The organism is Martelella sp. HB161492, from assembly GCF_013184775.1.
GTDB lineage: Bacteria > Pseudomonadota > Alphaproteobacteria > Rhizobiales > Rhizobiaceae > Martelella.
Genome location: NZ_JAATVV010000004.1, coordinates 328,978 through 350,193 on the forward strand (window position 1 = coordinate 328,978; position 21,216 = coordinate 350,193).

16 protein-coding genes are annotated in these 21,216 nt (G+C 60.3%); all 16 read right to left on the reverse strand.

The window, feature by feature from the left end; translation table 11 throughout:
- Window positions 1–26: 26 nt before the first annotated feature.
- The 16 genes from ligA to mraY all read right to left on the reverse strand — a co-directional run bounded on the left by ligA (window position 27) and on the right by mraY (window position 21,191).
- Complete coding sequence (ligA, locus tag HCK86_RS09085) at window positions 27–2,183, reverse strand: NAD-dependent DNA ligase LigA (RefSeq protein ID WP_176084135.1); 2,157 nt, start codon at window positions 2,181–2,183, stop codon at window positions 27–29.
- A gap of 105 nt (window positions 2,184–2,288) precedes the next feature.
- On the reverse strand, window positions 2,289–3,086 hold the full coding sequence (locus tag HCK86_RS09090; RefSeq protein ID WP_246739517.1) for an endonuclease/exonuclease/phosphatase family protein: 798 nt from the start codon (window positions 3,084–3,086) through the stop codon (window positions 2,289–2,291).
- 95 nt (window positions 3,087–3,181) lie between these two features.
- Window positions 3,182–4,627, reverse strand: a complete 1,446-nt coding sequence (locus HCK86_RS09095) for a phospholipase D-like domain-containing protein (protein WP_176084137.1) — start codon at window positions 4,625–4,627, stop codon at window positions 3,182–3,184.
- A 122-nt stretch (window positions 4,628–4,749) separates the two neighbouring features.
- A complete protein-coding gene (gene recN, locus HCK86_RS09100; RefSeq protein ID WP_176084138.1) occupies window positions 4,750–6,423 on the reverse strand; it encodes a DNA repair protein RecN in 1,674 nt (557 codons plus the stop codon).
- A 37-nt stretch (window positions 6,424–6,460) separates the two neighbouring features.
- A complete protein-coding gene (locus HCK86_RS09105) occupies window positions 6,461–7,312 on the reverse strand; it encodes an outer membrane protein assembly factor BamD (protein ID WP_176084139.1) in 852 nt (283 codons plus the stop codon).
- Window positions 7,313–7,524: 212 nt separating this feature from the next.
- The gene (lpxC, locus tag HCK86_RS09110) at window positions 7,525–8,463 is read right to left on the reverse strand and encodes a UDP-3-O-acyl-N-acetylglucosamine deacetylase (protein WP_176084140.1); all 939 of its coding nucleotides are present in this window, start codon (window positions 8,461–8,463) and stop codon (window positions 7,525–7,527) included.
- A 306-nt stretch (window positions 8,464–8,769) separates the two neighbouring features.
- Complete coding sequence (gene ftsZ / locus HCK86_RS09115; protein ID WP_176084141.1) at window positions 8,770–10,440, reverse strand: cell division protein FtsZ; 1,671 nt, start codon at window positions 10,438–10,440, stop codon at window positions 8,770–8,772.
- Window positions 10,441–10,498: 58 nt separating this feature from the next.
- A complete protein-coding gene (ftsA, locus tag HCK86_RS09120; protein WP_176084142.1) occupies window positions 10,499–11,827 on the reverse strand; it encodes a cell division protein FtsA in 1,329 nt (442 codons plus the stop codon).
- Window positions 11,824–12,741 carry a cell division protein FtsQ/DivIB gene (locus tag HCK86_RS09125; RefSeq protein WP_176084143.1) on the reverse strand — a complete coding sequence of 306 codons (918 nt, stop codon included), beginning with the start codon at window positions 12,739–12,741 and terminating at the stop codon, window positions 11,824–11,826. Before HCK86_RS09125 ends, ftsA begins: the two co-directional genes overlap by 4 nt.
- The gene (locus HCK86_RS09130) at window positions 12,738–13,661 is read right to left on the reverse strand and encodes a D-alanine--D-alanine ligase (protein ID WP_176084144.1); all 924 of its coding nucleotides are present in this window, start codon (window positions 13,659–13,661) and stop codon (window positions 12,738–12,740) included. The genes HCK86_RS09125 and HCK86_RS09130 overlap by 4 nt, the downstream gene beginning before the upstream one ends.
- 347 nt (window positions 13,662–14,008) lie before the next feature.
- Entirely contained in the window at window positions 14,009–14,977 is a 969-nt protein-coding gene (murB, locus tag HCK86_RS09135; protein ID WP_176084145.1) for a UDP-N-acetylmuramate dehydrogenase, read from the reverse strand.
- Between the two features lie 13 nt (window positions 14,978–14,990).
- A complete protein-coding gene (gene murC, locus HCK86_RS09140) occupies window positions 14,991–16,391 on the reverse strand; it encodes a UDP-N-acetylmuramate--L-alanine ligase (RefSeq protein ID WP_176084146.1) in 1,401 nt (466 codons plus the stop codon).
- Window positions 16,388–17,500: an undecaprenyldiphospho-muramoylpentapeptide beta-N-acetylglucosaminyltransferase gene (murG, locus tag HCK86_RS09145; protein WP_176084147.1), complete on the reverse strand. Its 1,113-nt coding sequence runs from the start codon at window positions 17,498–17,500 to the stop codon at window positions 16,388–16,390. The genes murC and murG overlap by 4 nt, the downstream gene beginning before the upstream one ends.
- 3 nt (window positions 17,501–17,503) lie before the next feature.
- Window positions 17,504–18,664: a putative peptidoglycan glycosyltransferase FtsW gene (locus HCK86_RS09150; RefSeq protein ID WP_176084148.1), complete on the reverse strand. Its 1,161-nt coding sequence runs from the start codon at window positions 18,662–18,664 to the stop codon at window positions 17,504–17,506.
- A gap of 3 nt (window positions 18,665–18,667) precedes the next feature.
- Window positions 18,668–20,080: a UDP-N-acetylmuramoyl-L-alanine--D-glutamate ligase gene (murD, locus tag HCK86_RS09155; RefSeq protein WP_176084149.1), complete on the reverse strand. Its 1,413-nt coding sequence runs from the start codon at window positions 20,078–20,080 to the stop codon at window positions 18,668–18,670.
- 10 nt (window positions 20,081–20,090) lie between these two features.
- Window positions 20,091–21,191, reverse strand: coding sequence for a phospho-N-acetylmuramoyl-pentapeptide-transferase (gene mraY / locus HCK86_RS09160; protein WP_176084150.1), 1,101 nt, complete (start codon window positions 21,189–21,191; stop codon window positions 20,091–20,093).
- Between the last annotated feature and the right edge of the window lie 25 nt (window positions 21,192–21,216).

Sequence of the window (21,216 nt, forward strand, 5' to 3'; positions counted from 1 at the left end):
GCGGCCGGCCCGAGGGTCAGGCCGTATCAACCGCCGATCAGCGCCAGCCATTCATCCTCGTCCATCGTGGTGATGCCGAGTTGCTGCGCCTTGGCGAGCTTGGAGCCAGCCCCCGGCCCCGCCACGACGATATCGGTTTTCTTCGACACCGAGCCCGCCACCTTGGCGCCCAGGCTTTCCGCTCGTGCCTTGGCCTCATCACGGGTCATCTTTTCCAATGAGCCGGTGAAAACCACCGTCTTGCCCGCAACCGGGCTGCTGTCATCGACCTTGTGCGCATCATCAAGCGGCGTCACCTCTTCGAGAAGCTTGCCGATCACATCGAGATTGCGTTTCTCGCCAAAAAAGTCGGTCAGCGCCTTGGCGACCACAGCGCCGATGCCGTCAATATTGTTCAGCTCATCCCAGGCTTCGCCCGTTCCTGCCGATGCCTCGGTCATCGCCGCGAAGAAATGCTGATAGCTGACATAGGAGCGCGCCAGGAGCTTGGCCGTCGTCTCGCCGACATGGCGGATACCGAGCGCGAAGATGAAGCGGTGAAGGGCAATTTCACGCCGCGCGTTGATGGAGGCGTAGAGATTGGTCACCGAGGTCTTGCCCCAGCCGTTGAAATTCTCAAGCTTTGTCAGTGTGCTTTCCTGCTGGCGCCGTTCCAGCGTGAAAATCTCCGGCGCCGTGCGGATAGCAAGCGCCTCATCCTCCTGCTCGAAGAAGAAATCGACCTGCTTGGTGCCAAGCCCTTCGATATCAAAGGCATTGCGGGAAACGAAATGCTTCAGATGCTCCACGGCCTGCGCCCGGCAGACAAAACCGCCGGTGCAGCGACGCACGGCATCGAGCTTGCCGGTCTTTTCATTGACGTCACGCACCGCATGCGAACCGCAGACCGGACACACGGTCGGAAACTCGAACGCCTTTGCATCTTCGGGCCGCTTTTCCGGCAGGATGTCGACAATCTGCGGGATGACATCGCCAGCGCGCTGAACGATGACATAATCGCCGATGCGAATATCGCGCCCGTCGCGGATCGGCTCGCCATTGCCGCCCTTGCCGAGAATATAATCCTCATTATGCAGCGTCGCATTGGTCACCACCACGCCGCCGACCGTCACCGGCTCCAGCCGCGCCACCGGCGTCAGCGCTCCGGTACGCCCGACCTGGATATCGATCCCTGTCAGTCGCGTGATCGCCTGCTCGGCCGGAAATTTATGCGCTGTTGCCCAGCGCGGGCTGCGCGAACGGAACCCCAGCCGCTGCTGCAGGTCGAGCCGGTCGACCTTGTAGACAACACCGTCAATGTCATAATCGAGATCGCCGCGAATAACGCCGATTTCGCGGTAGTGATCCAGCAGCGCCTCGACACTTGCAAGCCGCCGGGTCAGCGGATTGACCGGAAAGCCCCAGCTTTTGAATGTCTCGACCATGCCGCTCTGTGTGTCTGCTGGCATCGCCGACATTTCGCCCCAGGCATAGGCGAAGAATTTCAGCTTGCGGCGTTCCGTCACTTTCGCATCGAGCTGGCGCAGCGAACCGGAGGCGGTGTTACGCGGGTTCACATAGGTCTGCTTGCCGTCCGCCGCCAGCTTCTCGTTCAACGCGGCAAAATCGCTTTTCGCCATGTAGATTTCGCCGCGCACCTCGACCACATCCGGCGCATCTTCGGGCAGCCGGTCGGGAATCTCGGCAATGGTGCGAACATTGGCGGTGACATTTTCGCCCGTCGTGCCGTCACCGCGCGTCGCACCGGAAACGAGCACCCGGTTCTCATAGCGCAGCGACATCGACAGGCCGTCAATCTTCGGTTCGGCGGTAAAGGCAATCGACTGATCCGGCATCTGGCCGAGGAAGCGATAAACCGAAGCGACAAAATCCTGCACGTCCTCGTCGGAAAACACATTGTCGAGTGACAGCATCGGCACGGCATGGACGACCTGCGCAAAGGTCTCGGACGGGGCTGCACCGACACGCTGAGACGGGCTGTCCGTGCGCACCAGATCGGGAAACCGCGCTTCGATCGCATCATTGCGCCGCTTGAGTGCATCATAATCGGCATCGCTCAGCACCGGCTGATCCTTGCCATGATAGAGCATGTCATTGCGGGCAATCTCGGCGGCAAGCCGTTCGAGCTCGGCCTGAGCCTCTTCTTTCGTCAGCGCATCGACGGCAATCGTGTCCGTGCCCATTTTTCTCATTCCCTGAAAGCAAAACCTATCCGCCGCGATCGCTTCTCGCAGCCGACAGCATCAAATCACAGGCGGTCTTAGCGTCTGACTATGGCGGCGACAAGCTTAACCCGCCGACGAAAGTCTGGTGTCGATTTCTACCTGGGGATCAAGCTGCTTGGTATCAATCAGCGCCGTCAGCGGCAGGTGATCGGAAGCAAGCCGCGACAGCGCCGAATCATGCACGGCAAGATCACGGACAATGCCGCTGCGATTGGAAATGATGCGATCCAGCGCCAGAACCGGCCAGCGCGCCGGAAAGCTCGCCCGGGCCGGCGGCAGATCGCCAAAGGCACGCTCGAACCGGGTCAGCGCCGAACCATTGCCGAGCCGCCATTCATTCATGTCGCCCATGATCAGTGTTGCCGCCTCGTCGCGCCGGGAAAGCAGCGACAGGATGTGTTCGGCCTGCTGGCGCCGTGCCCAGCGCAACAGCCCCAGATGCACGGCGACAATCCTGAGCGACACCCCGCTATTGAGAAGGATCTCGGTCAGGAGTGCCCCACGCGGCTCAAGCCCGGGAAGCGGTTCGCGCAGGATATCGCGCACCGCACCATCACGCACCAGCACCAGATTGCCATGCCAGCCGTGGGCCTTGGCACTGGCGCGCACCGGCACGGCGACAAGGCCGGTCTCCACCTCGATCCGCTTCAGATCCAGAAGCCCGGTCCGCTCGCCGAACCGCGTATCCGCTTCCTGCAGCGCAATCAGATCGGGATTGATTTCACGGATGACCTGAAAGGTCCGGTCGGGATCGAACTTGCGGTCGGTCCCGACGCATTTGTGGACATTGTAGGTCGCGACCCTGAGCCCCTCACCCTCAAGCCGCACAGCGTGTTCCGGGCGCCGCCCGTTCTCGCGCATTGACCGCATCACTGAATCTGCGAGGTTTGGTTTCTTTGTCTTCATTGCATTGCCGAAGCTGATTTTCCGAAATGGCTGAGGATCGCCCGGCAATATTAGAGATAGGGCAGCCCCAACCACAACAGGCGATCGCGCAATTTACGCAAATAATGACGGCTTGCCAGCATCTCACGCGTCACCTGTCGCGCGCGTTCCCGCGCGGCGGTGATGCGGCTGGCAATATCGGCGGCAAAGGCTTCATCAAACACTTCCAGATCCGTTTCAAAATTCAGCCGCAGCGAACGCGAATCCATGTTGGTCGAACCGAGATAGGACCACTTCCCGTCGACCGTCATCAGCTTGGAGTGATTGAAAGGCCCGAGATCACGCCAGATCCGGCTGCCATCACGAATGATCTCGTCGAACTGCGCCGTCATCGCATGATCGACCGTCTTCAGATTGTTGTCGTCCGGCACGACGATATCGACGATGACGCCGCGCCGCGCCGCTGTTGCAAGCGCGGAAACCAGATCGCGGTCCGGGAGGAAATAGGGCGACATGATCATCACCGTCTCTTCCGCCACGGACAATGCCCCGATGATCATCTTGTTGTTATTGCCGACATTGCGGTCCGGACCGGACGGCACGACCCGGGCAATCACGCCCCTGCCCTCCGGGTGGTTGTCGACCACGCGCCAGGCATCCCCGGAAAGAAGCTCCTTGGTCTCGGAGAACCAGTCCTCCGCAGTCACCGCGAAATAATCCGCCACGGCCGGGCCTTCCAGCCGGAAATGGGTATCATGGGCTGCATCCGGACCGGTAAAGGCTGCACGGATATTCATGCCGCCGGCAAAGGCAATGCCGCCATCGATGACGAGAATCTTGCGGTGCGTCCTCAGATTGGCATAGGGCAGCCGCATGCGCAGCAGCACCGCGCCGTTGAAGGTGGCCGTACGGACATTGCGTTCGCGCAGCAGGCCGACAATTGAGGGGCGCGAATAGCGCGCACCAACCGAATCGACCAGCACCCGAACCTCAACCCCGCGCTTGACCGCATCGGCCAGCGCATCGACGAATTTGCGGCCGATACTGTCGGAATCGAAGATATAGGTTTCCAGCAGGATCGAGCGTTCGGCCTTCTCGATCGCCGCAATCATCGCCGCATAGGCTTCATCGCCGGATGAAAGCATCTGCACATGATTGCATTCCGTCGCCGGCACGCCGGCAACCTTCGTCCCGAGCCGCCACATCGCCACCATGCGCGGCCCGAAGCCAGACATGATGTCGGCGTTGCAGACGCCGTGAAGCTCTTCCTCGCGACTGATCTCGTCGCGCAGATCGCTGCGCCTATCGGTAATGGAAGCGCGCCGCATCCGGTTGATGCCGGCAATTGCATAAATGAACGCGCCGAGGATCGGCGACAGCATGATCACCCCGACCCAGCCGATGGCAGCACGGACCTCGTCCTTGGTCATGGCCGCATGGATGGCCGCCGTCGCGCCAAACACGAAAGACAGAACGGCAAGAATATGAGGCCAGTAATGAATCAGGAAATCATGCATTGAAAAACGCTTTCAGGGCAATGCGAAACAGGTTCAACCGAAAATAGAGGCTAACCCAATTGTTGTGAAAGCGTAATCCCTCGCGCCAAACGAAAGCGTGCCGTCCCCGGAAGTTTCACATATCAGCCGTCGTCCGACAGCAGCTTGGCTGCGGCAGCCCTGGCCTCTTCAGTGATCCGCGCACCGGCCAGCATGCGGGCGATCTCCTCCTGGCGCGCATCGGGCCCGATGATCTCGACCCGGGTCACGACAGCATCGTGACCATCCTTGGTCATGCCCTTGGAGATGAGGAAATGACCATGGGCACGCGCAGCCACCTGCGGTGCATGGGTGACGGAGAGCACCTGCACCTTTTTCGACAGCCGCTTCAGCCGCTGGCCGATTGCATCCGCCACCGCCCCGCCAACGCCCGTGTCGATTTCGTCAAACACCAGCGTCGGCGCCGAGCCCTTGTCGGTAAGCGCCACCTTCAGCGCCAGCAGGAAGCGCGAAAGTTCGCCCCCCGAGGCAACCTTCATGATCGGTCCGGCGCGCGAGCCGGGATTGGTCTGCACCTCGAAGGAAACCGTGTCGATGCCTTCAGCACTGGCCCTTTCCGCATCACTTTCGAGCGAGACCATGAAACGGGCGCGCTCGAGCTTCAGCGCCGGCAGTTCCGCCATCACGGCAGCCGCCAGCTGCTCACCGGCCGCGCGCCGTTTTTCCGACAGCTTTTCTGCAGCCGTGAAATAGGCGTTTCGCGCCACCGCGAGCTCCTCGCTGAGTGCGACCAGGCGCGCTTCGCCCTGATCGAGATCCTCAAGCGCGGCCACCATATTGGCAGCAAGTGCGGGCAGTTCTGCCACCGCAACGTTATATTTCCGTGATGCGCCGCGCAGCGCGAAAAGTCGTTCTTCCACCTGCTCCAGCACTTTCGGGTCAAAGGCAGTCCGCTCCAGTGCGGCTTCGACTTCCATCTGCGCGTTGGACAGATGCTCCAATGCGCTGTCCAGCAGATTGACCGATGTTTCCAGCAGCCCGGGCACCTCATGCGACTTGCGCTCAAGCCGGCGCACCAGCGAGGCGATCATCGGCACGGGCGAGCCATTGCCATTCAGGAATTCCAGCGCCTCCGAGATATCACCGGCAATCCGCTCCGATTTCATCATCGTCGCGCGGCGTTCCGCCAGTTCCTCTTCCTCACCGTCAATGGGAGCCAGGGCCTGCAGTTCCTCAACAGACGCTCGAAGATAATCAGCCTCACGGGCAGCCTCCTCGACGCGCGCACGGTGCTGTTTCAGGCGTCGTTCGACATCACGCCAGCCGCGATAGAGACCTGAAAGCGCCTCGGCCTCTTCGCCAAGCATGCCGAAAGCATCCAGAAGGCGGCGATGGCCATCGGTATCGATCAGCGCACGCTCGTCATGCTGTCCGTGAATTTCCACCAGCATATGGCCGGCCTGACGCATCAGCTGGACACTGACCGTCTGGTCGTTGATGTATGCACGGGTCCGCCCGTCCGCTGACTGCATCCGCCGGAAGATCAGATCGCCGTCATCATCAAGCTCGTTCTCGCGCAGGAAGTTGCGGACGGGATGACCAGGCGGCACATCAAAGACCGCGATCACCTGCCCCTGATCCTGGCCATGCCGAACCAGCCCGCCATCGCCGCGCGCGCCGAGCGCCAGCGACAGGCTGTCCAGCAGGATGGATTTGCCTGCCCCGGTCTCGCCCGTCAGCACCGAAAGACCGCCCTCGAGATCAAGCTCGAGGCGGTCAATCAGGACGATATCACGGATGGTAAGCTGGACGAGCATCCCTGTGCGCTCCGCGTGAAGGGCAGAGGCAGTCGGCTCAGCTCTTCGCGGCCGGCGCTGCCGTTGCCTTGGCTTTCGGCTCGATCCCCTTCGAATTCAGCAGCTTGTAGGCACGCTGATACCAGGGACTGTCCGGATAGTTGTGACCCAGAACCCAGGCTGCGTTCTGCGCCTCGGAAATGACACCCATTGCATAATAGGCTTCAACGAGACGCTCAAGCGCTTCTTCGATCTGGTTGGTGTCAGAATACTTGTCGACGACGACGTTGAAGCGCGAAATCGCCGCAACATAGTCCTTGCGCTCAAGATAATAGCGGCCGACCTGCATTTCCTTGCCAGCCAGCTGGTCGCGGGCGAATCGGATCTGCTCACGGGCCTGATCGACATAGTCCGAATCAGGAAACTGATCGATCAGCTCTTCCATCGCATTGATGGTGCTTTCGGCTGCCGACTGGTCCTGCGTCACATTGGCGATCTTTTTGGCATAGGACATGCCAACCATGAACTCCACATAGGGAATATCCTTGGAGTTCGGATAGGTCTTCAGATATTTCTGACCAGCCGTAATTGCCGCATCGAACTTGCCGATACGATATTGCAGGAAGGTCTCCATGACCATCGCCTGACGCGCCTGATCAGACAGCGGAGCCTGCTGCTCTATCGCGGCGAACTTGCGCAGCGCTTCCCTGGTATTGCCGGCCTGGATATTGGCCAGCGCCTCGTCATAGAGTTTCTGCGGCGAGTCACCCTCATATTGCAGGGTGGTGATGTCCACATCCTTGTCTCTCGAGCAGCTTCCCAGGGTAAAACCAACCCCAAGAATGATCGCTGTCGGAATTGCTGCTGCACGCAGCGTCGAGATGAGCGTTCTGCTTTTCGAAAGAATCATTCCTATGCCCTGTCCGCGCCCGACACGAAGCGCCTCTGCCTTATGCTGACGTTTTACGCATATACCACGGGTGAGAGCAACGTGGTGCGGGCAAAAACGAACATTTTTGTGGCCGAACGCTATAGTTTCGTTAGTAGACTATACCCGTATCAGTTGTCAAAGAACTTATAAACAACCTGATTGGAATTCGACAACGATCGTTTTGCAATTGTTCAGGAAAGCGAGGCCGATGCAACGAGCTGAATGGAATGACGCTCTTTCAGGCCACCGACTTCCGGCGCGACAAAAACACAGGCACCGGGTGTTTCCAGCAGGGCGCGAACAGCCATGGCATTCAGCTTGTGGCCACCGCGATAGGACCGGAAGGCACCGGCAAAGCGGCTGCCCATCATGGCCAGATCACCAACGGCATCCAGCGTCTTGTGGCGCACGAACTCGTCAACGAAACGCAGACCTTCCGGGTTGATGACCTTGTCATCATCGGAAATGACAACCGAATTTTCGAGCGAGGAGCCGAGCGCAAAGCCCTGCGCCCACATCGGCTCAACATCCCGCATGAAACCGAAAGTGCGCGCACTGGCCAATTCGCGGCGGAAGGTTTCCGGCGTCATGTTGCCCTGCCACTTCTGCCGTCCGATCGCGGGCGAATCAAAATCGATCTCAACGTCGAAATGCGTCCCGTCATAGGGGCTGAACTCCGCCCAGCCGGCACCCTTCTCGACGCGAACGGTCTTGAGAACGCGGATATAGCCACGGCGCTCAGCCAGCTTCACAATGCCGGCATCCTTCAGCGCATTGACAAAAACCCGTGAACTGCCGTCCATGATCGGCATTTCACCACCTTCGACGGCAATGCGGAGATTGTCGACACCGAGCGCGTAGACAGCTGCCATCACATGCTCAATCGTGGCGATCCATTCATCCGGCCGGCTCCCGAGAACGGTGCACAGGTCAGTGGGGCCGACATTTTCAGAAATCGCTTCATAGGCGCTGACGACCCGGCCATCGCGAAGACGCTCAAAAACGATACCAGCGCCAGCAATGGAAGGATGAAAAGTGATCGCGACAGGCTTTCCCGAATGAACGCCAATACCCTCCACGCGCATGCTGTGCGTGATCGTCGTCTGTTGTCCCACAAAAGCTGTCGGCATTTTCAAAACCCTTAAAACTCAAAAACCTTGAACGCTGCTGCTGGAGACATCCGGGAGAGCCTCCGAGAAATCAACGGTCCGGGCGATGCCTGCAAAAAGCGTTTTACATTGCGGACGCAAACACCCGTACGAGTCGCAACAGCATCTCGTTGATCGTGTTTTACGGATAAGAGCGCGACAAACCAAATCACTGTTTCTTTCGCTTTGTTACGAAAGCCGCAAAAGGCCCGGCTGCGGGGTCGCAGCCGGGCCTTTTCGTCGGGAGAAGAAACGTTATAGGCGGTTTTTCTTCACGATCCCTTCTGGTCAGTTTGCCTGGCGACGCAGGAAGGCCGGGATATCGAACTGATCGTCATCCTGGCGTGCACGCGGCTGCTGCGGTGCAGCCTGCTGCGGCTCGGCCCGACGCGGAGCATAGGGATTATGCTGCGGCGCAGGAGCGGGTTCTGCCTGGCTGTTGTCGTAGCTTTCATCGATACGGCCAAGCGAGTGGCTGATCTTCTTGAACAGGGCCTTGGGGCCGCGCTCTTCATGTTCGACACGACGTTCCGCCTGGACGCGGTGATCCATCTCGGCCTGAACCATCGGCGGGAAATCGGTGACTTCCGGCATGCGGCGGGTCTGCACGGGTTCGTGATGCATCGGCTGCTGCTGGGCCGGCTGCTGCTGGACCGGTGCCTGCTGCACATTAACCTGCGGACGCGCCATTGACGGCTGCGGCTGCGGAGCGGCTTGACGGGGTGCTTCACCGCCGAAGAGCTGGCTCTTGGGGGCAAAGGCATCCTGGCGCGGCTGCGGCTGCTGCGGCTGGGCCTGCGGCGCACGGTTCACGGCCATCTGCAGCTCACGTTCCATCTCGGCTTCGGCCGAGCGGATCGTGTCAGCAATCGGGTCATGACGCGGCTGCGGCGCAGCGGCGATCGGCGCAGAGGTCGGTGCAGCGTTGCTGGAGCGGATTTCCGGGCGGGTTTCGCGGCGGGTCTCCGGTCCGTCCGAATCGGATTCGACGCCAGCGCGATCGATACCGGTGGCAACCACGGAAACGCGAATAATGCCTTCCAGATCTTCGTCGAAGGTTGCGCCGAGGATGATGTTGGCGTCCGGATCGACTTCTTCGCGAATGCGCGTAGCGGCTTCATCAACTTCAAACAGGGTCAGGTCGCGGCCACCGGTGATGGAGATCAGCAAGCCCTGCGCGCCGCGCATGGAGGTTTCATCCAGCAGCGGATTGGCGATTGCAGCCTCAGCGGCCTGCATTGCGCGGCCTTCGCCCGAAGCTTCACCCGTACCCATCATGGCGCGGCCCATCTCGCGCATCACCGAACGAACGTCGGCGAAGTCGAGGTTGATCAGGCCTTCCTTGACCATCAGATCGGTGATGCAGGCAACACCGGAATAGAGCACCTGGTCGGCCATCGCGAAGGCGTCGGCAAAGGTGGTCTTGTCATTGGCGATCCGGAACAGGTTCTGGTTCGGAATGACGATCAGCGTATCGACGGACTTCTGCAGTTCCTCGATACCGGAATTGGCGAGCCGCATGCGACGCGCGCCTTCGAACTGGAACGGCTTGGTGACAACACCGACCGTCAGGATGCCCTTGTTGCGGGCGGCCTGGGCAACGATCGGAGCAGCGCCAGTGCCGGTACCACCACCCATGCCGGCGGTGACGAAGCACATATGCGTGCCGTTCAGGTGATCGATGATTTCATCGATGCATTCTTCGGCAGCAGCGCGACCGACTTCCGGCTGCGATCCGGCGCCAAGACCTTCGGTGACGCCGACACCAAGCTGGATGACGCGTTCGGCCTTGGTCATGGTGAGCGCCTGAGCATCGGTGTTTGCGACAACGAAGTCGACACCCTGCAGGCCTGCGGTGATCATGTTGTTGACCGCATTGCCGCCGCCGCCGCCGACGCCGAAAACAGTGATCCGAGGCTTCAGCTCGGTAATATCTGGCTTTTGAAGCGTGATTGTCATGTTTACCGTTCCTTCTCGCTAAGGCCGCACCGCCAAGTCGGCCAATTCCTTGTGTTCGTTAAAAGCTTTCCCGGAGCCATTGGCCGACCCGAGCGAGTCGTCCACCGCCTCCCGATACGGCAAAACCGCGCTGGTCCCGGCCGTAGAATTCATTCTCCGCCACCTGCGGATAGATCAGCAGTCCGACTGCGGTCGAAAATGCCGGTCCCTTGGCCGCCGGGGGCAATCCGGCAACGCCCATGGGGCGTCCGATCCGGACATTGCGGCTCAGGATCCGCCGGGCCAGTTCGCTGAGCCCGATAAGCTGGCTCGCCCCGCCTGTCAGCACGACGCGCTTGCCAACCACCGAGGAAAGCCCCGAAAGCTGAATACGGTCGCGGATCAGTTCCAGCGTCTCTTCCACGCGCGCCTTGACGATGCGCGAGACGAGCGCCTTGGAAAGCTGGCGCGGCTGATCGCGCTCATCCTCGCCGATCGGCAGGACGGAGATCAGTTCACGCTCGTCCAGGCTCGAGGCAATTGCCGAACCGTGAACGCATTTCAGCCTTTCTGCATCTTCCATCCGGGTCGAAAGACCGCGGGCGAGATCTGTCGTCACATGACGTCCGCCAAGGCTGATGGCGTCGGTATGAACCAGCTTACCCTCGGCAAAGACCGAGATCGTCGTCGTGCCGGAGCCCATATCGATCGCCGCGCAGCCAAGCTCGACTTCATCATCGACAAGCGCGGCCAGACCGCTGGCATAGGGCGTTGCGACCATGCTTTCGACCGACAGATGCGCACGGTTGACACACAGCTCGAGATTGCGCAGCGCCAGGCGTTCCGCCGAGACGACGTGAAGATCGACGCCGAGATTTTCGCCATACATGCCGAGCGGATCGCGGATGCCGCGTTCACCATCCAGCGTGAAGCCCGTCGGCATTGAGTGCAGAACCTGGCGTTCCTCGCTCATCGAACGGCGCGAAACCGCCGACAGGACCCGCTTCAGATCCGAGGAGTCCACTTCCTGACCGCCGAGATCGATGGTGGCGGAATAGGTGTCGCTGGTCAGCCGTCCGGCCGAAACATTGACGAGCAGGCTGTCAACCGTCAGGCCCGCCATCCGCTCTGCGGCGTCGACGGAAAGGCGGATGACATGTTCAGCCGCGTCCAGATCAACGATCACGCCGTTCTTGATGCCGGCAGAGCGCTGATGGCCGATACCGATCACCTCGATCGCATGGGTGCGGCCGGGTAGAACCTTGCTCTCGCTGCGCGGGGTCAGCCGGGCGATCATGCAGACCACCTTAGAGGAGCCGATATCCAGCACGCTGACAATGTGGGTACGCTTCGACGACGGCGCGCGAACACGTGGCAGACCCGATTGAGAGGAGCCGAACAAGCTCATAGACGCACTCCCTTGTTCTTGAAGCTTTTCTTGAGCTGCTCAACCTCGGCGTCGCGGCGCTCCAGCGCGTCCGGCGTCAGCTGAATGGCAATGCGGTCGTCGAGACGCAGATCGATTGCGGCGATCTCGCGCTCGAGAATCTGACGGGTCTCTTCCAGCGATTTGAGCCTTGCGACCGCAGCGTCCGTGCCCGTCTCCGGCAGTTTCACAATCATGCCGTTGTCGAGATAGATATCCCAGCGGCGGCCGTCGATACGCTTGTAGGCGCGAACCCGGTTTGAAAGTTCCGGCCAGCTGGTCAGCAGGCTGTCGAGATCCTTCGCCGCCAGATTGGCGCCCTGCCCCAGAACCAGAGGCAGGCGACGGAATTTCGCTTCGGTGAGTGCACCGATGACATTGCCGCTTTCCTCGATCATCAGCAGGCTGCCATCTTCCTGCTGCCACAGCGCATAGGGCTTGCGCTCTTTCAGCGAGATTTTCAGCGTGTTCGGATAGATCTTCCGGATATCGGCATCGGCGACCCAGGGCAGATTGAGAAGCTGGCCACGGGCGCGGTCGATATCCAGACCATGCAGCGAAATCGATGTATCGAGATCCAGGCTCTGCAGCACGGCAATTTCGGAGGTCTCGACATTGCCGGAGATCTGGATGTCGTCGATCGAGAAGCCGCTGAGCTCGATGGCAGCGCGCGACAGCTGTTCGCCATTGCCGGCAACCATCACGGCATTGACGCCGCAGGCGGCAAAGAACACCACGGCCACGACACTGCCGAGATGGCGCGGGATCGGCGTGCGGCCGGTTGCAAGGTTCGACAGCGACCGTGCAACACGGCGAGCCGGACGCGGCAACGACCGGGCGCCATCGGGCGCTGCGGAGCGTTCCGTGCGGTCATATCCGCCTTGTTTGCCGGTCATCGCGAACACGAAGCGTCCTCCACCATCCACCGAAGAAAAGAACCAAATGCATAGCCGCCATGGGCGGCCATTTCCGGAACAAGCGAGGTCGGCGTCATGCCTGGCTGGGTGTTGACTTCGAGCCAGATGAGACCTTCATCGCCAAGGCTTTCGTCAAAGCGGAAATCCGAACGGGATACGCCGCGGCAACCGATAGCCTTGTGTGCCTGAACTGCGAGTGTTTGAATCTTTTGGTAAATATTTGGTTTAAGATCCGCCGGAAGAATGTGTTTTGACCCGCCAGGACGGTATTTTGCATCAAAATCATAGAAGCTGTGGCCCTGCGGCACGATCTCGGTGACACCGAGCGCCGCGTCCCCCATGACACCGCAGGTGAATTCACGGCCGGCAACATAGCGCTCCACCATGACGCGGTCACCATAGGGCCAGTCGGATGCGGTCACGGATTGCGGGACCGTTTCCTGATCTTCACGGACAATCAGCACACCGAAGGATGACCCTTCATTCACCGGCTTGATGACGTAAGGCGGCTGAATGGGATGCTCGGGGCCGATATCGAAACGCATCATTTCACGGTCTTCGGCAACCGGTACGCCCGCGGCCTTGACGATCCGCTTGCTCTGCACCTTGTTCATCGCCAGGGCGGAGGCCAGAACGCCGGAATGGGTATAGGGGATTTCGAGATATTCAAGAATGCCCTGAACCAGACCATCCTCGCCGAAGGGGCCATGCAATGCGTTGAAAGCGACGTCGGGTTTCAGTGCACTCAAGACGGACGCGATGTTGCGATCGACGTCAATGCGGCTGACGCGGTAACCTTCCGCCTCCAGCGCATCGGCGCAGGCCTTTCCCGAAGAGAGGCTCACCGGCCGCTCCGAGGAAAATCCGCCCATCAAAACTGCAACATGCAAGGCGTTCATGCCCATCCCCAAGCCCATGCAACGGTGTCTCCGCTGCCTGAAATCAGCACCCTGCACGAAGCAGGAAATTCATGAGACCAGTAGTGCCTCAGGATGGTTAATGAAGCGTTTACTTTGGTTAACCGGTGACGGCTTCGATTTGCGGGATGACAGTTTTCGGCCATGCCGCCATGCGGCAAAAGCCCGGCGCCATATGGCTTTCTTCCTTCGCAGACAGGTATTCGGGCGGCGCGAAAAAAAATATTAATCTTTCGCCGATGCAGCATCGCGCCGGAGCTGGCCGACAGCGACAGGCATGCATGTTTTCAATATGTTAGCGCATGCATATCGCCGTGCCGCCTAGCGCATCAGACAAGCTTGTCAGGACCGAAAGGCTTGACCGCCCGACCCGGCAGAAAATCACCGATCCGCTTGATCTCCCATTCAAGCAGAATGCCGGAATGGCGATAGACCTCTTCGCGCACGGTCTCGCCGAGATATTCCAGATCATAGGCCGAGGCATGACCGAGATTGATCATGAAATTGCAGTGCATCGGCGACATCTGGGCACCGCCGATCATCAGCGCCCGGCACCCGGCCTCATCGATCAGCTCCCAGGCAGACTTGTCGGGCGGGTTCCTGAACGTTGAACCACCGGTCTTCTCGCGGATCGGCTGAACCGCTTCACGGTGCTCGCGCACCGCATCCATTTCCTCGCGGATAACGTCACGGTCTTCTGCATGACCTTCAAACAGCGCACCGGTGAAAATGACATCCTCCGGTGGCTCGGAATGGCGGTAGCCATAATGCATATCCGCTTTCTTGATGGTCACCTTCTCGCCCTTGCGATTGACGCCGTAGATTTCCACAAGAACCGCCGCGGTTTCACCGCCATTGGCACCGGCATTCATCTTCAACGCCCCGCCGATGGAACCGGGAATGCCATAAAAGAAGGACAGTCCGCCGATGCCCTGATCCATGGCAAAGCCGGCCAGATGCTTGTCAGGCGTGATTGCGCCAACACGGATCGCCGTCTCACCAACGCGCTCAACCGCTGAAAAACCCTTGGCCGAGAGGCGCAGGACAACACCTTTCACCCCGCCATCACGCACCAGAAGATTGGAGCCGACGCCAACCACGCTCAGTGGTACATCGTCTGGCAGTGCCTTGAGAAACGTGCTCAGATCATCCTCATCAAGCGGCTGAAACAAGAGTTCGGCCGGCCCGCCGGCGCGAAACCAGGTGATGCGGTCCATCGGAGCATTGGGAACCAGTTTTCCACGCAGATCAGAAACAGCGGGGCCGAGACGATCGATCAGCGCTTTGCCGTCAAGCATTGTCTGTTATCCTTCACGCAATATCAGCAAGCGCAGCCGGCAATTTCGCCGCCCAGGTGGTGATGCTGCCTGCGCCCAGCAAAACGACAAAATCGCCCGGTTTTGCAAGCTTCGCAACCTCTGAGGGCAAATTGTCTGCCGATAGCAGAACATGCGCATCGCGGTGACCGGCCGCACGCATGCGCGCCACCAGCGCTTCGGCATTTGCGCCCTCGATCGGATCCTCGCCGGCGGCATAGACCGGGGCAATGAAAACCGTATCGGCATCATTGAAGCAGCCGATGAATTCTTCGAACAGACTTGAAAGCCGCGAATAGCGATGTGGCTGATGTACGGCGATGATCCGGCCTTTGCAGGCCTCCCGTGCTGCTCTGAGCACCGAACGGATTTCGACCGGGTGATGGCCATAATCGTCGAAGATCTGCGCTCCATTCCATTCGCCGACCAGCGTGAAGCGGCGCTTGACGCCGCCAAAGCCGGCAAGTCCCTTGCGGATTGCATCTTCGGGGATATGCAGCCGGTCGGCGACGGCGATGGCCGCTGTGGCATTGGAAACATTGTGGCGGCCGGGCATCGGCAGAACGAGATTTTCAAGCCGCGCCGAGGGCCGGCGGCGGCGGCGGATATCAACGTCAAAAGTGGTGCGCGTTCCATCCATGCGGATATTGGAAAAGCGCACATCGGCCTGGGGGTTCTCACCATAGGTGACAACGCGGCGATCCTCGATCTGGCCAACGAGGCTCTGCACTTCCGGGTGATCGAGACACATCACGCCGCAGCCATAGAAGGGAACGTTTTCGACGAACTGGCGAAAAGCCGAACGGACATTGTCAAAGGAGCCGTAGTGATCGAGATGCTCCGGATCGATATTGGTGACGACGGCAATTTCAGCGGGCAGTTTCAGGAATGTGCCGTCGGATTCGTCGGCTTCCACCACCATCCACTCTCCCTCGCCCATGCGCGCATTGGTGCCGTAAGCATTGATGATGCCGCCATTGATCACCGTCGGGTCGAGACCGCCCGCTTCCAGCAGCGTTGCCACCAGCGAGGTCGTGGTTGTCTTGCCATGGGTGCCGCCAATGGCAATCGCATCGCGAAAGCGCATCAGTTCGGCCAGCATCTCCGCGCGCCTGACGATCGGCAGCAGCCGCTCGCGCGCGGCCGCCAGTTCGGGATTGGTCCGGCGGATCGCCGACGACACGACAACCACCTCGGCATCCTTCAGATTTTCAGCGGCATGACCAATGGCAACGTCGATACCCTTCTCCCGCAGGCGCTGAACATTGGCGCTCTCTGCCTGGTCCGATCCCTGGACGCGATAGCCGAGATTGTTCAGCACCTCGGCGATGCCGCTCATGCCGATGCCACCGATTCCGATGAAATGGACGACACCGATCGACTGCGGCATTTTCATTTTTCTGTTCCTTCAAGTGGTGCGCCGCTGGCCAGCGCCTCGGCGAGATCGGCCAGGCGCTTGGTTGCCTCTGGCTTGCCGGCCGCCCGCGCCGCTGCCGCGGATTTCTGCAGTTTCTCCGGATCATTCACAGCCTTGGTTAACAAATCCGAAAGAATGCTGACGGAAAGCTCCTCCTGGCGAATGACCCGCGCCCCGCCTGCCTGCTCCATCCGGGCTGCATTGGCCGCCTGATCATGATCGAGTGCATGCGGATAGGGCACGAAAATGGCCGGGCGTCCGATCACACTAAGCTCGCTCACAGTCGATGCGCCGGAGCGCGAGATCACCAGATCGGCCTCGCCGATCAGTTCGGCCATATTGTTGAAGAAAGGCGTTACGGCAGCCTTGATGCCGAGCGCCGCAAAGCGCGCCCTGACATTGTCGAGATCTTCCGGTCGGGCCTGCTGGGTAACGACGATCCGCCGCCGGACCTCATCTTCTAGGGCCGCAAGGGCCGAAGGAATGGCATCGGCGAAAAAATGCGCGCCCTGACTGCCACCGAAGACCAGGAGATGAAATTCATCCTCCGGGTGGCGCTGGCGATAGGGTTTAGCCGCAGCCTCCAGAACCGCAGGCCGGACCGGGTTCCCGGTCTCGAAAATCTTTGCCCCGAATTGCGGGTCGCTGCGCGACAGGAAGCCGCCGGCAATGGCCTTCACCCTTGGTGCCAGCATGCGGTTGGCGCGTCCCATCACCGCATTCTGCTCATGGATCATCGCAGGAATGCCGATACTGGTCGCCGCCATCAGCGGCGGAACGGTCGGATAGCCGCCAAAGCCGATCACCGCCGCCGGGCGATGCTTGAAAAACAGCGCCCGCGCCTTGCGGGTGCCGATGAACAGCGTCCATGCCGCCTTGATGAGGGCGATCGGGTTCTTCGAGCCGAAGGTTGCGGACGGCACCACATGAATATCGGCGGGAAATCTGCCGGCATAGCGCTCCGCCCGGCTGTCGGTCACCAGATGGACAGCATGCCCACGCGCCGTCAGCTCATGCGCCAGCGCCTCGGCAGGAAAGACATGCCCGCCCGTTCCACCGGCGGACAGGAAGAAACAGGATTTATCCATGGTCTACTCCGCAGCCACATCGCGCGGCCGTTTTTCTTCGAACATCCGGTCGGCGCGCGATCGCTTGTCGGGCCGGTCCCGGGTCAGTGCAAGGATGAAGCCGGCGCCGATACAGGTGGCGATCATCGATGATCCGCCGGCCGAAATCAGCGGCAGCGTCATGCCCTTGGCCGGCATCAGCTGCAGGGCAACACCAATATTGATAACCGATTGCATGCCGAACTGCAGCACCAGGCCGGCAACCGCATAACGGGCGAAATCATCGCGCTCGCGATAGGCATGGTTCAGCCCGCGCATCACGATAAAGGCGAAAATGCCGACCAGAAACAGGCAGAACAGAATGCCGAATTCTTCCGCAGCAACGGAGAACACAAAGTCGGTATGACTATCCGGCAGGCTGCGCTTGACCACCCCTTCGCCAGGCCCCGTACCGAACAGACCGCCCCGCATGATCGCCTTGGCGGCAAGGTTCACCTGCATATTATCGCCCTCGCCGGTGAGAAACCGGTCAACACGCGACGTCACATGCGGCATCCAGGTATAGGCCCCGAGAAAGCCCGCGACAGCGCCACCCGATAGCCCGGCGATCCACAGCCACGACATGCCGGCCATGAAAAAGATACCGCCCCAGACGACGGTCAGAAGCACGGTCTGACCGAAATCAGGCTGGGCAATCAGCAGGACGACGGAGATCACATAGAGCATCCCGGCGAAGAGATTGCCCGGAATTTCCGGATAACGCTGATGTTCTGCAAACAGCCAGGCGCAGACAATCGCAAATGCCGGCTTCAGAAATTCTGACGGCTGCAGCGAAAAGCCCGCGATCACCACCCAGCGCCGCGAGCCATTATTGGAGGTACCGAAGAACAGCGCCGCCACCATTGCCAGCAGCGCACAGACGAGGATGACCGTGGAAAGCCGCCTGACCTGCTTCGGCGACAGAAAGGACAGACCGACCAGCGTGATGATCGAGGGAACCAGAAAAATCGCGTGCCGCCGGACGAAATAGAAGCTGTCATAGCCCAGTCGCTCCGCAACCGCCGGCGATGCGGCAAAAGACAGCATGAAGCCAATGCCCATCAACAGGATGAAGGCTGCCAGCAGATAGCGGTCAATGGTCCAGAACCAGTCGGCAATGACACCGCGCTGAACGCGACTTACCATGGCTTACATCCCTTCCTTGGGTCTCAAAAGGGTTTCAACGCCCTCAATTTCGGCCACATAGGCGGCAAAGGCTTCGCCACGATGCTCAAAACTTCTGAACTGATCCCAGCTGGCACAGGCCGGTGACAGCAGCACGACCGGCGCGTCATGGGGATCGGCAGCTGCATCTTCCGCAGCCGCGGCAACAGCCTTGTCCAGCGTATCACACATGACATGATCAACCGCGTCCCCCAGCGTTTCGGCAAAGGCATCGGCGGCTTCTCCGATGAGATAGGCGCGGGCAACCTTCGGAAAGAAGGCACCGAGAGAGGTGATACCGCCCTGCTTCGGCCGGCCGCCGAGAATCCAGTAGATCCGGTCGAAAGTTGCCAGTGCGGGCGCTGATGCATCGGCATTGGTCGCCTTGGAATCATTGACGAACAGAACCCGCCCGCGCCGCGCGACCGGCTGCATGCGGTGCGCAAGTCCGGGAAAGCTGGCGATGCCAGCCACGATTTCCGCGTCCGAAAGACCCGCTGCGAGACAGGCAGCGATAGCTGCAGCAGCATTCTGACCGTTATGGGCGCCCTTCAGCGCAGTCTGGGCCGAGAGGTCGACAACCGGGAACACGGCCTTGTGGTCAATCCTGAGCACCGCCGCGCCATCGAAAACCAGGCCTTCACTGACGGTACCAAGCTCTTTCGAAACGCGCGCGACCCGATGCCCTGCTGCGTCAAGCCGGGCGGCGATCGCCCGTGTATAGCTGTCATCGGCGGCAATCACAGCCACGACAGATTTTGCAACCAGCCGCTCCTTGATGGCAGCGTAATGCGCCATGTCGCCATGCCGGTCGAGGTGATCCGGCGTCACATTGAGCAGAATGCCGACATCGGGATCGAGACTTGGGGCCAGATCGATCTGGTAAGACGAGCACTCGACGACATAGAAACGCCCGGCGGCCGGTTCTGCCAGGCTCAGCACGGCGGTGCCGATATTGCCGCCAAGCTGGACATCGAGCCCGGCTTCTTCGAGAATATGGGCAATCAGCGCTGTCGTCGTCGACTTTCCATTGGTTCCGGTAATGGCGATCAGCGTCGCCTCGGGCGCATGGAGCCGCCGTTCGCGGCAAAACAGTTCGACATCGCCGATAATCTCGACACCGGCGGCCTGGGCCAGCTTTACACTCCAGTGTGGCACGGGATGCGTCAGAGGCACGCCGGGCGACAGCACAAGCGCGCCAGTCTCGCTCCAGTCGAGCGCGCGCAGATCACCGACGGGAATGCCCTCGGCACGCGCGCGTTCGACCATTTCGTGCTTGTCGTCAAAGGCAGTAACAAGAGCACCGCCAGCAACCAGCGCATGCGCGGTTGCCAGTCCCGAACCGCCAAGGCCGAAAAGGGCAACCTTCCTGCCGGAAAATGAAGTGACCGGAATCACGGGCGCAATCCTATCTGAGCTTCAGCGTTGCAAGGCCGAGCAGCGCCAGGCCGAAGGAGATGATCCAGAAGCGGATCACCACCTGGCTTTCGGTCCAGCCGAGTTTTTCAAAATGGTGATGGATAGGCGCCATCAAGAAGACCCGCTTGCCCGTTCGCTTGTAAACCGCGACCTGAATGATGACCGACATGGCTTCCAGAACGAAGAGCCCGCCGATGATAGCCATGACGATCTCATGCTTGGTGGCAACGGCGACGGAGCCGATCAGCCCGCCAAGTGCGAGAGAGCCGGTATCGCCCATGAAGATGGCGGCCGGCGGCGCGTTGAACCACAGAAACCCCATGCCGGCACCGATGACGGCGCTGAGGATCACCACCAGCTCTCCGGTTCCCGGCACGTAGTTGATCTGCAGATAATTGGCGAAAACCGCGTTACCGGCGACATAGGCAATCACCGCAAAGGAACCGGCGGCAATGATCACCGGAACCGTTGCCAGACCGTCGAGCCCATCCGTGAGGTTGACCGAATTTCCGGCTGCCACGATGACGAAGGCGCCGAAGGGAACGAAGAACCAGCCGAGATTGAGGACCAGATCCTTGAAGAAGGGAAAGGTCAGCGCCGTTGCCAGATGGCTGTCCGTCGGGCTGGCGATCACCGAAGCGCGCATCATGAAAAACACGGCAATGCCGGCAATGATGAATTCGAAAAACAGCCGTTTGCGGCCGGAGAACCCCTTGTCCGATTGCTTGGTGACCTTCAGATAGTCATCATAAAAACCGATGGCGCCAAAGCCGAGCGTGACGAGCAGCGTTGCCACGACATAGGCGTTGGAGAGGTCCGCCCACAGCAGCGAGGCACCGACGATACCGGCGAGGATCATCAGCCCGCCCATGGTCGGCGTGCCGGCCTTCTTGAAATGGGTCTGCGGTCCGTCAGCGCGGATCGGCTGCCCCTTGCCCTGGCGGATCCTGAGCGCGGCGATGATGGCCGGACCGAACAGGAAAACGATCAGCGCCGAGGTGAAAACCGCAGCGCCGGCACGAAAGGTGATATAACGGAACAGATTGAAAAACTGGAACCGGTCGGCCAATTCCACGAGCCAAATCAGCATAAACGCCCCTTTCCGGCGACAGCAA